The organism is Methylomonas sp. 2BW1-5-20 (assembly GCF_052474515.1).
In genome coordinates, this window is record NZ_CP184127.1 from 3,030,167 (window position 1) to 3,042,392 (window position 12,226).

Below are 12,226 nucleotides of genomic sequence, written 5' to 3' on the forward strand. Positions count from 1 at the left end.
ATCCCATGAACACGTTAGACCTACATCAAGCGGCTGCGTTACTCAAACTGCACCCTCAGACGATTTTGCAGAAAGCCAGAGCGGGTGACATTCCGGCAGCCAAACCGGGTAAATGTTGGGTATTTATCGAACAGGATTTGATCGACTGGATCAGATCACAGTACACTCGTCCCCGGCAGGATGTAGGGCAAGGAGAATCTACATGCTCTTTAAAAGACCAAACAGTCAATTCTGGTGGTATCGCTTTACCGCACCAGACGGCACAACAATACGCCAATCTGCTAAAACTGACGACAAGCGCAAAGCGCAAGAGTTAGCCGATAAGCATAAGGCGCAGTTGTGGGATCAGATCAAACTGGGCCATAAACCCCAGTTTGTCTGGGAAGATGCCGTCGTCAAGTGGATCAATGAATCGCAAAAGCGTTCGTTGAACGATGATGTGGTGATGTTTCGCTATCTGGACCCGTTTTTGTCCGGTAAACCGTTGAACAGCATCACTCGCGAGGTCGTGGAAACCATTATCGCCGACAAGCTGGACCATGCCACGCCCGGACGCGCTAACCGAGTCACCGCCCTAATTCGAGCGGTGCTTCGAAAAGCCGAACGCGAGTGGGGCTGGATTGACAAGGCGCCGGCAATTCGCCGTCTGAAAGAGGACAACAAGCGGATTCGCTGGATCACACGCCAGGAAGCGGAGCGATTGTGTGCTGAATTACCGGCACACTTGGCCGCGATGGTGCGGTTTAGCTTGGCGACGGGTTTGCGCGAATCTAACGTCACCGGCTTGGAATGGAACCAGATCGACTTGCAACGCAAGGTGTGCTGGATTCATCCCGACCAGGCCAAAGCGAAAAAAGCGATTGGTATTCCGTTGAATGCGGATGCTATCGCGGTGATCCGTCAACAGATTGGCCAACATGATCGCTATGTGTTTACGTTCAAAGGTAATCCGGTGCTGAAAGCCGGCGGCAACGCCTGGAAAAAAGCACTTCAACGCGCCAGCATCGATAGCTTCAGGTGGCATGATTTACGCCATACATGGGCAAGCTGGCATGTGCAGGCAGGAACGCCACTTAATGTGTTGCAGGAGTTAGGCGGTTGGAGTGATTATTCGATGGTGTTACGTTACGCACACCTTGCGCCAGAGCATCTGGCCGAATACGCCAACCGTATCGCCGAATCAGCACATTTTGCGCACACAAAACTTGAAGACATAAAAAAACCAGTCGCCTTTGCAAGCTAACTGGTTGATTTTCAAGTCATTCGATGGTGGGTCGTGTGCGATTCGAACGCACGACCATCGCATTAAAAGTGCGGTGCTCTACCGGCTGAGCTAACGACCCCGAATGAGCCGCCCATTATACTTAAAAATATCTGCTTTGCAACGATTAATTGTAATAAATACAAAAATGATGCTCTCTTGTTCAAAACAAAGCCAGTCGCATCATTCCTTTACCGGCTTTTTTTCCAACTTTCTTTGCAAGGTTCTTCTATGCATATTCAACGCTCTGGCGGCGGCGGAGATATTGCCGTCGTGTTGCATCAGTACTTTTTGTAAATGTTCCCACTCTAGACGCTTCACCGATAGCGGATTATCGCTGATCGCTACCGACGCATCGCCTTCGTTTTTATATAAGGCACTGACAATCTCATCGGCATTGGCCGGCTTGGTCAGATAATGAATCGCACCCAATTTGATAGCTTCTACTGCGGTAGCAATACTGGCGAAGCCGGTCAGCATCACAATTTGGGTATTGTCATCCAGGGAAATCAATTTCTTGACCATTTCCAGACCGGAGTCAAAACCAATCCGCAAATCGATCACCGCGTATTCAGGCTCGGTTTGCTCCGCCAACTTCATTGCCGTATCCACATCATTGGCGACAGTCACTTGAAAATTGCGCTTTTCCAGCGCCGGCTTCAACACCGAACAGAAGGTGACGTCATCATCAACCAGCAATAAATTGGGCTTATCCGTAGGTAATTGGTTCATGCGTACTCTCCTTAGCTAATAGCGGCAAACTGATCTCAACACAGGCGCCACCCGACTCTAAATTACTGAACTGTATTTTACCGCCGAGCCGCTTGATAGTGGTATAGGTCAAGAACAAGCCAACGCCCATACCCTGCTTATTGCTTTTGACCGGTTGATGCCCGGCAAACTCGATAAATTCCGCAGGCAAGCCTGGCCCAAAATCCCTGATTTTCAAGTTTAAAGTGTCCTCGTTCCATTCCACATGAAACTCGATACCGGCATCAATCGGCGACGCCTCGGCAGCGTTATTCAGAATATTGATAATGGAGTGCGTCACAGTACGCTCCGCAATCACGCGCGCGTCCATATCCACATCCGGCGATATAAATAACTTGAGCCGGGTAGCAGCCTTATGCGTTCGCCATTGCCCTAGCACCTCGTCGATATACTCGCTCACCAGCATCACTTTGCCGGATTCCGCCCGCATCTCGCCTGCCGAGGCGGACATCACGGACAAAGCCTGTTTGCAGCGATCGATCTGCTGCTGCACAATCACCAGCTTCTGATGCAGATCGGGATAACGATGTTCCGACAGTTCTTCCGCCATTTCATGCGTCAATATCGCAATCGTACCCAGCGGCGTCCCCATATCGTGCGCGGCGCTAGCGGCCAAGGTACCCAATGACACCACCCGTTCGTCGCGTAATGCACTCTCACGCGCATCAGCTAAATTGCGCTCCCGCTCTTTCAGCGTTTTGGAGAGTTCGACCACGAAAAAAGCCACCAAGCCGGCGCTAAATACAAAACCAAACCACATACCAAATACATGCAAATTGAAATAGCGCCGGTCGTTCATCAAGTGCATTTGCAGCGTCATTTCCGGCGTCATCTCAGCCATTGCCGGATGCGCAATATGCGGCTCCACAGCCGGCAAGGGTACGTTGTAGGCGATCAGTACCGTGTACACACAGGACGTAATGATCACCATATTCCAGGCATAGGCCTGCGGCAACATGATGGCGGTCACGATTAAAGGCAGCAAAAACACCCAAATGATCGGGTTGGAGGCACCACCCGTCAGATACAGCAAATAAGCCAGTGCCAGCACATCCATACAGATTTGCGAAAAGATCTCGTGCTCGGTGACCTCTTCCGGCGTTCTCAGCCGCAACCAAGTGTATAGATTAAGAATCGAAACCGCAAAAATCGCCAGCCATAGCTGATTTTGCGGCAAGTTAATACCTAAACCATTCACCGCGATAAACACCGCGACGGTTACGGCAAACAGCATCAAATTCCTGAGAATGTATAACCAGCGCAGGTTTTCCCGAATGGATATTTCGGCTTTAGGCAGGATATGTGAAAGCATAAATGTTGAACGGATTGAGCTAGGGGTATGGAGCGCATATTAACCCGGTTTGCCCGATGCACTAACAGACAAACCGTATCAAACCTCGAATGGCAAACAGTTTTAAACTCACAAAATCATGGATAAACACGCTACAAATTGACCGGAGTCCGCGACTCAGCTCAAACAAGATTTACCGTGCGTCACACCGTGAAATAACGAATCAAACCGCAAAGTGGGCTATACCCTCTACAGTTATACTTCTGACCCGGCGAACTCAGGCTCTGGCCAAACTCCAACCGCCGTTTTTATCGACCCATCGCATGCTCAACCAATACCAAAAAGTCATAGGCAGCATCATTGCAAACCATTCCCAATCATCAATCAAAAATAGCTTGGCAACCCAAGCGTTATTCTCAAAATAAAGCCCCCAGGGTACGCAATAAAAAGTAAAAACAATACTGCTCCAGATCAACAATAACGCTCCCCGGCGAGTTTCGATACTGGATAAGGCCAAAAACACCCATAACGGTGTTTTATCGGTTTTTTGCATGAATATCTCCTAGTTAATTTCCGTTCTATCCCGGCTTGCCACAAAATAGCAACAAATCGCAGCAAAATAAAGGCCAATACACACTTGCTTCCAAAAGCCGCAGACAGTGCAGCCAACTCCAACTGCGAAATCATGCCGAATCGAATTCTTACGCACCACCAAACACGAAACTCAAACCGACTCAAAAACTTTCAGTCGCACTTTACTAAAAACAGTACTTGCCGAGGCACACACAGAGAAACGCACAAACAAGGCAAATGCCGTATTTATGTAGTTATTTAACATAGTTTTATTTTTAACCTCCTTAGACATAGCGGTGAAACGGGATATACCGGGCGCAATCATACTGGCTTAAATATTGCTTTTAAACAAAGGCTCACATCGTCTCCTTATCAGAAGCGGGAAGAAGCTCAGACCTAAAGCTAGGCCAGCCTTCGCATTCTGAACAAACCCAGATACCGATTGAGCATGCCTTGGCAGTACAACCACCGGGCAAACTGCGAGAGAGATCAAGCTTGCAGCGTTCGACAACCAGGGGGCGTGCCAACCAGGAAGGCAGAAATGTATTCAATTTTTCTTAAGTTCTTTTAGGAGTAAACATGATCGATCAAACACCAAACACCCGCCCCATCAAGACTAAAAACAGCTTAACGGCGAAACTAAGCCTAGGTATCGCACTTGCTGTGTTAGGCGCCGGCCAACAAGCTTTCGCGCATGTGGAATATTACGACCTCAATCAAGGTGCACAAATCGGCGATTTGACGACTGCCGGCAAGGCAGCATCTAAAATTCAATACGGCGCAACACCCGCGGCAGTATTGGCATTGGGCGGATCAAGCCTGACAGCTGCCCAGCGTGCCGCCAACGGCATCGGCGGCGCCATCAGCGCGACCAGCGACCGCCCTTTAAATAATCCAAACCTTTGGAACGCGACCAACCAATCCTATACCGGCGTCGGCAGCTTTACCAATGTAAATTACACCTCCGCCGCCAGCTCGGCGACCGTTGACGTGAACGATGTCACCGACTACGGTTGGGGTAATGGCACCAACCCCACACTGGGCGACAGCCACAAAGTTGACTTCTTCAACTTCCGTCTGGACCAAACCTCGAAGGTCACCATTAAATGGAACGTGGACTCGGACGGAACCTATATTGACTCTGCCTTCAGCCTATATAGCGGCGTACTGAATTACCAGGGACACGACGATGCCAACGAAAAACTTAATCCGGTTGTCGTGCCTGGCGGCAAAAGACAGGATGCGCTCGATTCGCAAACAGCGCCAGTCGATTCCCAAGGCATAGCCTCGTCATACCGCAATACCCTGAGCAACACTCAAAGTTATGTCGGCCAGTTCAATGCCTTGGCCAACTGGGGTCAATCCAACGTTTCCGGCGACTGGGGTAACATCGCGTTCTTAAAAGCCGTCAACGGAAATGCTGCGTCAGCAGCGGGATTTAGCAGCAACGCCGCCGATACCTTAGAAACTTTGGTCATCACTCTGACAGCCGGCAACTACACTATTGCTGCTTCAGGCGCACTGAACGCGCTTGCCAACGCCTCTTTGGGCACACTGGGCTCGGTCGATTCATTCGGCTTAACCAACCTGCATGGTCACTTGCAGTTTTCCGCCGTTGCCACAGCCGCAGCCGTACCGGTTCCTGGCGCTGTATGGCTGTTCGGCAGCGCGATGTTAGGCTTCTTGGGCTTAAACCGCCGCAAAACAAGCGTCGCCGCCTAAGCTTTTTGCGATTTCAGCCGGCGGCGCAATGCCGACCGGTTTTTAGTTACGGACCACCAGGAGCAAGGATGCTCCTTCCTTCCCATTCCTAGCGCGACTATTTAACGCTAGTCGACTCAAGATCCTCACCGACTTTCCGAATAATACCAAATCGGCTGACGCAGCCACGCCAACCGCCAACCTCATAGCTATTTTGCAAAACTCCATGCACGAGCGATGGTCGCCATTTTGAAACTCGCCGCAAAATCAGGGGTAATGCCACAATCAAAATGCCATATAACACAGTTTAATTATTTAAAAACCAATAGCGAATACCCAAGCCAATAAAAACAATGCCTTACCGTTATGGCATGCGCATTGCTCAATGATAAGACACCCGCTTGACATGCGCCAGGACTTGGTAAAGAACCCTAGGTCGCACAGGACGCGAATTACAAGCTATGTCGGGGCGTAGACTGGCTTAACTGAACATTATTTAAGAGGTGATTAATGCTAAACAAATTTCTTTCCAAACGCAGCAGCGCCTTGGCGCTCTCTGTAAAGGCCTTGGGCGCCGCGGCATTGATTGCCGTAGCTGCGCCGGCGGCGGCGCATGTCGATTATGTGGATCTTAGCGATCCTTTCTTGTCCCCTGGCGGCGTCAATGGCGGCACCTTCAGCAACTACGGCTGGTATGACGGTACGACTCAAACTTTAGGTGATACGCATCAATTGGCTCAAGGCCAGTTTTTTAAATTCCACTTGACCCAGGATTCAAAAATAACGATTAACTTCAGCGACGACGGCAACACCGGCTTGCTAAACCCATCGTTCAGCCTGTACGCCGGATTGCTACCCGATGAGGCGCATGATGACGCCACTACCGATCCGTTAAACCCTAACCACTTCGTCGCCACACCAACACCTCACACGGTATACGATGCGTCGCCGGTGGATAACGGTGTGACCACGGACGCCGCCGGTCATGTCTCACCCTTCCGCGACACAGCCAATATTCACAATTTCAAAGGGCAATTCGATGCCCTGCACGATTGGAGTATGGCGAATGAAGAAGGCGCATGGGCAGTCATCCTATACCAAACTCACGTAGCCACTACTGGCGGCGCCAACATTGCCACCTTAAGCAATTACTTTCTGCGCGCCGGCGATTACACCATCGCCGCGGCGGGTAACGTGAATTGCGGTAGCAACGTAAGCTGCCCGAACACCAATTTGCCCGGCACCATTTCCTTGAGTGTCACTGCGGTTCCGCTACCGGCTTCCGCTTGGCTGTTCGTTAGCGCCATAAGCGGTTTTTGGCTCAATCGCCGTAACAAAGCGACTTACCAAGCCGCTTGACACAGTTTAGTTAACGGAATTTGGATAGAACAGGACGTTCAACCAAGGACGGTACTATCGCCACATCCACCGCGAGGTGGAGTCGGAAAGCCACGGATGCTGAGCTGGGAGAGACTCAGGATGGCCGGGTTGCAAACGACTGGCTTCCCATTAAGACGGTAACTTAATCGGGAACCTAATCATGACAACATATAAAAATGTAAAAAGGAAAGAAGTTATGAAATCTTTTGCTCTAAAAGCATCTATGTTAGGAATCCTGGGCGGTATGGCACTGGTTTCCGGATCGGCAATGGCGCACGTCGGTTACGGCAGCGCCTTATATCAAGGCGCAGGCACATACGACCCACTCACCGGCACCACTGCAGTCAGCAGCGCTTACGGCGCGGCCAGCAACTTCACCGCAACCGCATCCAGCAACGGCGGTTATCTGGCTGGCTTGAATCCTGATAGCCTGGGCAACACCCACGACGTCCGCTTCCGTTACTTCATCCTGAACAGCGACTCTCTCGTAAGTTTCACCATTAACGGCTTGAGTAACAGCAACGGCGCCAGCACTTTGAACCCAGGGTTTTCTTTGTACAAAGGCGTTGTTCCAGGAGCTTCACATGACGGCGTGGGCGATGTGGCTTCGGTAGCTACCGATCCGGATACTGCGGCTTATTTGGCAACTGCCAAAGATTTCGCTTCCTGGTCCCCATTTGCCGGCGTCAACGGTTTGCGCGGCGGCGCGGCCGCAGGCACACCTAGCAATCCGACCGGGCTGTGGGGCGTATTCGATACCAACGGCAATATCACCACCGGTAATAACGGCACCACCGGCGCGACCGACACTCATGGCCCCAACTACCTGGGCGGTTTGGATACACCTAAAGTGGCCACCATCGTATACACAGGAATTTCCGGTGCCGACGCAGCAACCGGCTCTAGCTTCACCAACTCTTCCGGCGGCACTACTGCAATCCTGGGTGCGGATGGCTTAGTTGACAACAAAGTCAGTTGGTCAGGCCAACTGGCGGCAGGCATTTACACCTTGGCGATTGGCGGCGCGAACGGGGCTGATTACGCTCAGCTTTACAGCGATATTTTCGCTGGCGGCGCCACTGCAGGCAGTTCATTTGCTGCCGCTTATACAGCTGACCGTTTAGCCCGTAGTTTGAGCATCACCGGCTTCCAAGTTACTGCGGTGCCACTGCCTGGCGCAGCGTGGATGTTTGTATCCGCGATGATCGGCTTCCTGGGCTTGAACCGTCGTAAAAGCCACGCTTAATTACCCTTGTTACTGCCTAAACACTGCGTTTTTCGGCAAATAAACCTTGGGAGGAAGCGTTAAAAAAATGGATAAGCAAGATGCAATAACTCACTTGCTTATCCAGATTCAAGGAGCAGGCTTAGGCCTGCTTTCTTTGTATTCGGCAATTTCAGTTCAAATCTCGGCGCCCGACATTCGGCGAACACAACGCAAAACGCTGCTATTTGAAGTGCAATGACTGCAAGCAACCTTAACGAAACTTCTGAGTTCACCAATAGCCCAAATAGGGCGGGACGGCGAACAGTGCAACAGCAACGGACAAAAATCACTAGCGCCAAAATTTTGATGATTAGGCATTGAGATCCTTGATGTTAAAATCAGCCGATTACCCCGTTAATATTGTAAGCCGATGAAATACCTAAACACCTTTGCCGGACTGATATTGCTAGCCAGCCCCGTATGCCATGCAATACAGGAAGGACAAGCCGTACCAAACTGTCCCGCCGTATTGGAAAACCAGCAAGCACTGGATTTTTCGGCCTATAAAGGCAAAGTGATACTGATAGATTTTTGGGCGACTTGGTGCGGACCTTGCCAAAAGTCCATGCCTTTTTTAAACACCCTGCGCAACCAGCATCAAAACGAAAATTTTGAGGTGATTGCGATCAATGTCGACGAAGACAGCGATACTGCACGTCAATTTCTGCAAGCCCATCCCGTGGATTACAAAATGGCCTTTGATGCCAAAGGCGAATGCCCGAGCACTTTTGGGGTACAAGCCATGCCTTCCTCGTTTTTTATCGACAAAACCGGCAAGGTTCGCAACATTCACCTGGGCTATCGCGACGGCGACCAGACCCATATTCGCGAACAAATCACCAGCTTGCTCGCCGAGTAGCCTACATGCGTATCGGTCTTTTAGCGCTAAAACTGCTGGTGTTAGCCGGCACCTTAAGCTGTCAGGGATGCACCAGCGTATCGCCTTGGGAAAGGGGCAATCTGGCCAAAGAAGAGATGGCGCTGGATCCTAACCCCAAATTAAATCATCTGCGCGATCACATTTTTACCAGCAGGGAAGCCTCCCAAGGTGGCTTGACAGGTAGCGGGGGGGGTTGTGGCTGTAATTAAGCCTGAAAAGCATGCTGCTTTAGCCGCTCTAACGTCCGCCGCCCTTAGCCTGCCTGGGTTGAACGCCATCGCGGCGGTGCCTGTCACCAAAGCCGAAGGCAGCGTGGAGTATGGACACTATCAAGAAAGTAACAACCGGATGCGGGTGGATATTTACCATGCCGATGGTATCGTGCCGCTGACCGATCGTTTGGAGTTGAATTTCAGCTTGGACAGGGATACCTATACCGGTGCCTCGCCAGCTTATAGCGTCCCGGAAATCATGACCAAGGATGCCGATCCGGGTGCTTGGTGGATCGCGAGCGGCTCCCCCGGCTTTTTCCAACCCGGCGACGAGGGTTGGCAAAAAGCGGTGGTTAATCCTAATCCTTTAGTTTACCCGACAAACATAGACAAAAACGGTAATAATTGGTATGCGCCAAACGATCCGGTACTGCCGCTGACTTATTACAAAGCGGACGTCATTTCCTCCGCCAGCCAAACCACGGCACGCGGTTTAACTCAAGAAGGTCTGGAACAATTTGCCGCTTTTCAGGCTATAGCGTCTGTCTCCGACAAACTGACCGCTTATCGCGCCTTGTTGAATGTGCCGATCGAACACAGCCGTACCAAACAAGTCTTCCAGACTCAGCCTTTAGAGACGCGAAGCCAGCCGACCGTCGGCCTGAAATATTATTTCGATAACACGACGCTAGCCCTCTCCGGCGGCTTATCGGACGAGCCGGATTTTGTCTCCAATTTCGGCTCGGCGAATTTAAGCCAAGAACTGAATAATAAATTAACCACCTTGTCTTTAGGTTACAGCGTCACCGGCAACAGTATTTGGCGTAACGCCGGACATTCGCATGCCCCGGCCCTGACGCAAGGCAACAAATTGCCGCACATTATTTCCTCGGATTGCGCCGATCCCAGCGTGGACTGCGCCGCAAATCCGCGGCTGGACGAAACCAGTATTTTCCATTCAGTCAATTTCGGTGTTTCGCAAATCTTGGGCAAAAACACGATATTGAATGCCGGAACCAGCTTCACGCATCAATCCGGTTATCTGAGCAATCCGTATAAGACTGTTTATATCCGCGGTGAAATCACGCCCGAAGAATACGTGGCAATCAGCGATGCGGTCGATAATCACCCGGTGGATTGGAACTCGATCACCCAACTGCAAATCGTTGGCCCCGAGCTGTTCCGAGAGGTAAGACCATCTGAGCGTAATCAACTGTCGTTTTCGACGGGGGTAAACCAGCACATTCCACAGTTGGATGCATCGCTGCATTTCGATTATCGATTTTACACCGATGACTGGAAGGTCAATTCACATACCTTCGAGCTAACTTGGTACCAATCCTTGCCCTACGGCATAACCGTCACGCCGGGCGTCCGATATTACTCGCAATCGCAAGCCGAATTTTTCGCCCCTTATTTCCTGGCGCCTCGCGCCGACGGCCACTATTCCAGCGATTACCGCTTGTCGGCTTTCGGCTCGTTGAGCGGTAGCCTCACCCTGTCCAAACAGTTTGCCAAAGGCGTGAAAGTCGAAGCGGGTATCGAGTACTACACGCATGAAGGCGGCTTGAAACTGGGCGGCGGCGGTTCCGGCGACTACGCAGATATGAGTTATTACTTGGCGCACGGCGGCATCAATGTTGACTTGTCGGCGCCGGGCAGTCTGTTCGATGGCAGTTTGTTCGGCGAAGACGAGCATGCCCACCATCACCATCATATGCACCATGGTTCTCACCCGCCCGCGGGTGTCATGTACGCGCATATGTTGGATCAAGCCGGCGATGTGATGTTTGGCTACCGCTACATGTACAACGGCCAGGCCGGCAATATGTTGCATGGCAGCGATGCCGTCACGGATCAACAAGTCAATGCATTCGGCTGCCCGGGCTATAGGCCCGATGCCTCTCACCGCGGTTGTTTAGTGCACCCGGCGGATATGCATATGGGCATGCACATGCTTGACATCATGTACGCACCGACCGATTGGCTGACCTTAATGCTGATGCCGCAATTGATGGATATGGACATGACTTTCGGCAACGACCTGCGACAACCGGTCAAAGGCCACGTGGAGAACTCGGAACAACATTTATCGTCCGATTCTCACTCGATGTTTGCCGGGATGCAACACAACGTATTCGAGCTGAGCGATACGATCTTCACTGCGATGTTTAAATTGTATGACGACTCCAACCATCATTTCCATGTCGGCATAGGCGGCAGCGCGCCGACCGGAAGCGTGGAGATCAAACACGGCCAAACCGCCGGCTATGACTATCCGAACGAAATTACCATCCTGCACGATATCGGCATGATGCCAGGCAGCGGTACTTGGGATTTCAAACCCAGTGTGACCTACACCGGACAATATGAGGATTTTTCTTGGGGAGCTCAATTCAACGCGACGAAGCGCATGCAAGAACGTAATAAATCCGGCTACGCATTGGGCGATAATTTCCAATCGACCGTATGGGGCGGTTATAACATTTTTAATTGGCTGTCGGCATCCGTACGCGGCGTTTACACCCAACAGGACAAAGTCAAAGGCGACCTGCCGCAATACCAGCGACTCGGAACCGGCACCCCTACCGACCCTTATCGGGATGGTAGTCTAATTGCCCATAACACCTCGTCGACTGTCGATTACACGCAAAATTACGGCGGACACTATTGGGATATTGGTCTGGGTCTTAATTTGCGGCCGCCCGGCGGCGGATTTGCCGGCCACAGCCTAAGTATAGAGTGGCTGCAACCGGTCAAAGATTACGTTAACGGCTACCAACTGGAACGTAACGGCGCGTTCTCCGCTACTTGGAGTTATATGTTCTGATCACTCGTAAATCTTCAACCGCCGCCGTTGGCAAGTAAGAACTACCTCATTTTCGGAAAA

The 12,226-nt window shown here is 51.3% G+C and carries 11 protein-coding genes, 1 tRNA gene and 1 riboswitch; of the genes, 8 read left to right on the plus strand and 4 right to left on the minus strand.

Going from position 1 to position 12,226, the window contains the following annotated elements; all coding sequences use genetic code 11:
• Positions 1 to 5: 5 nt before the first annotated feature.
• On the plus strand, positions 6 to 317 hold the full coding sequence (locus ACH50O_RS13845; RefSeq protein ID WP_446808374.1) for a helix-turn-helix domain-containing protein: 312 nt from the start codon (positions 6 to 8) through the stop codon (positions 315 to 317).
• Positions 203 to 1,243, plus strand: coding sequence for a tyrosine-type recombinase/integrase (locus ACH50O_RS13850; protein ID WP_446808375.1), 1,041 nt, complete (start codon positions 203 to 205; stop codon positions 1,241 to 1,243). The genes ACH50O_RS13845 and ACH50O_RS13850 overlap by 115 nt, the downstream gene beginning before the upstream one ends.
• Positions 1,244 to 1,267: 24 nt before the next feature.
• Here the strand turns inward: ACH50O_RS13850 and ACH50O_RS13855 are convergent.
• From ACH50O_RS13855 to ACH50O_RS13870, 4 genes are all read right to left on the minus strand, one after another.
• Positions 1,268 to 1,343: transfer RNA gene (locus ACH50O_RS13855), tRNA-Lys, on the minus strand.
• A 101-nt stretch (positions 1,344 to 1,444) separates the two neighbouring features.
• Positions 1,445 to 1,993 carry a response regulator transcription factor gene (locus ACH50O_RS13860; RefSeq protein WP_446808376.1) on the minus strand — a complete coding sequence of 183 codons (549 nt, stop codon included), beginning with the start codon at positions 1,991 to 1,993 and terminating at the stop codon, positions 1,445 to 1,447.
• On the minus strand, positions 1,971 to 3,344 hold the full coding sequence (locus ACH50O_RS13865; protein ID WP_446808377.1) for an ATP-binding protein: 1,374 nt from the start codon (positions 3,342 to 3,344) through the stop codon (positions 1,971 to 1,973). Before ACH50O_RS13865 ends, ACH50O_RS13860 begins: the two co-directional genes overlap by 23 nt.
• A gap of 256 nt (positions 3,345 to 3,600) precedes the next feature.
• Positions 3,601 to 3,876 (minus strand): hypothetical protein, encoded by a 276-nt coding sequence (locus ACH50O_RS13870; protein ID WP_446808378.1) that lies wholly within the window; start codon positions 3,874 to 3,876, stop codon positions 3,601 to 3,603.
• 599 nt (positions 3,877 to 4,475) lie between these two features.
• Here ACH50O_RS13870 and ACH50O_RS13875 point away from each other — a divergent pair.
• The 6 genes from ACH50O_RS13875 to ACH50O_RS13900 all read left to right on the plus strand — a co-directional run bounded on the left by ACH50O_RS13875 (position 4,476) and on the right by ACH50O_RS13900 (position 12,166).
• Positions 4,476 to 5,618 carry a hypothetical protein gene (locus ACH50O_RS13875; protein ID WP_446808379.1) on the plus strand — a complete coding sequence of 381 codons (1,143 nt, stop codon included), beginning with the start codon at positions 4,476 to 4,478 and terminating at the stop codon, positions 5,616 to 5,618.
• Between the two features lie 489 nt (positions 5,619 to 6,107).
• Complete coding sequence (locus ACH50O_RS13880) at positions 6,108 to 6,956, plus strand: hypothetical protein (RefSeq protein ID WP_446808380.1); 849 nt, start codon at positions 6,108 to 6,110, stop codon at positions 6,954 to 6,956.
• A gap of 49 nt (positions 6,957 to 7,005) precedes the next feature.
• Positions 7,006 to 7,093: riboswitch (cyclic di-GMP riboswitch) on the plus strand.
• Positions 7,094 to 7,173: 80 nt separating this feature from the next.
• A complete protein-coding gene (locus tag ACH50O_RS13885; protein WP_446808381.1) occupies positions 7,174 to 8,223 on the plus strand; it encodes a hypothetical protein in 1,050 nt (349 codons plus the stop codon).
• A 391-nt stretch (positions 8,224 to 8,614) separates the two neighbouring features.
• Positions 8,615 to 9,103 (plus strand): TlpA family protein disulfide reductase, encoded by a 489-nt coding sequence (locus tag ACH50O_RS13890; protein WP_446808382.1) that lies wholly within the window; start codon positions 8,615 to 8,617, stop codon positions 9,101 to 9,103.
• A gap of 5 nt (positions 9,104 to 9,108) precedes the next feature.
• A complete protein-coding gene (locus tag ACH50O_RS13895; protein WP_446808383.1) occupies positions 9,109 to 9,333 on the plus strand; it encodes a DUF4266 domain-containing protein in 225 nt (74 codons plus the stop codon).
• Positions 9,320 to 12,166: a DUF3570 domain-containing protein gene (locus tag ACH50O_RS13900; protein ID WP_446808384.1), complete on the plus strand. Its 2,847-nt coding sequence runs from the start codon at positions 9,320 to 9,322 to the stop codon at positions 12,164 to 12,166. The genes ACH50O_RS13895 and ACH50O_RS13900 overlap by 14 nt, the downstream gene beginning before the upstream one ends.
• The last annotated feature ends 60 nt before the right edge of the window (positions 12,167 to 12,226 follow it).

Bases quoted from the DNA above. Each gene is read 5' to 3' on its own strand.
- ACH50O_RS13845 (WP_446808374.1), top strand. From the start codon at position 6: ATGAACACGTTAGACCTACATCAAGCGGCTGCGTTACTCAAACTGCAC.
- ACH50O_RS13850 (WP_446808375.1), top strand. From the start codon at position 203: ATGCTCTTTAAAAGACCAAACAGTCAATTCTGGTGGTATCGCTTTACC.
- ACH50O_RS13860 (WP_446808376.1), bottom strand. From the start codon at position 1,993: ATGAACCAATTACCTACGGATAAGCCCAATTTATTGCTGGTTGATGAT.
- ACH50O_RS13865 (WP_446808377.1), bottom strand. From the start codon at position 3,344: ATGCTTTCACATATCCTGCCTAAAGCCGAAATATCCATTCGGGAAAAC.
- ACH50O_RS13870 (WP_446808378.1), bottom strand. From the start codon at position 3,876: ATGCAAAAAACCGATAAAACACCGTTATGGGTGTTTTTGGCCTTATCC.
- ACH50O_RS13875 (WP_446808379.1), top strand. From the start codon at position 4,476: ATGATCGATCAAACACCAAACACCCGCCCCATCAAGACTAAAAACAGC.
- ACH50O_RS13880 (WP_446808380.1), top strand. From the start codon at position 6,108: ATGCTAAACAAATTTCTTTCCAAACGCAGCAGCGCCTTGGCGCTCTCT.
- ACH50O_RS13885 (WP_446808381.1), top strand. From the start codon at position 7,174: ATGAAATCTTTTGCTCTAAAAGCATCTATGTTAGGAATCCTGGGCGGT.
- ACH50O_RS13890 (WP_446808382.1), top strand. From the start codon at position 8,615: ATGAAATACCTAAACACCTTTGCCGGACTGATATTGCTAGCCAGCCCC.
- ACH50O_RS13895 (WP_446808383.1), top strand. From the start codon at position 9,109: ATGCGTATCGGTCTTTTAGCGCTAAAACTGCTGGTGTTAGCCGGCACC.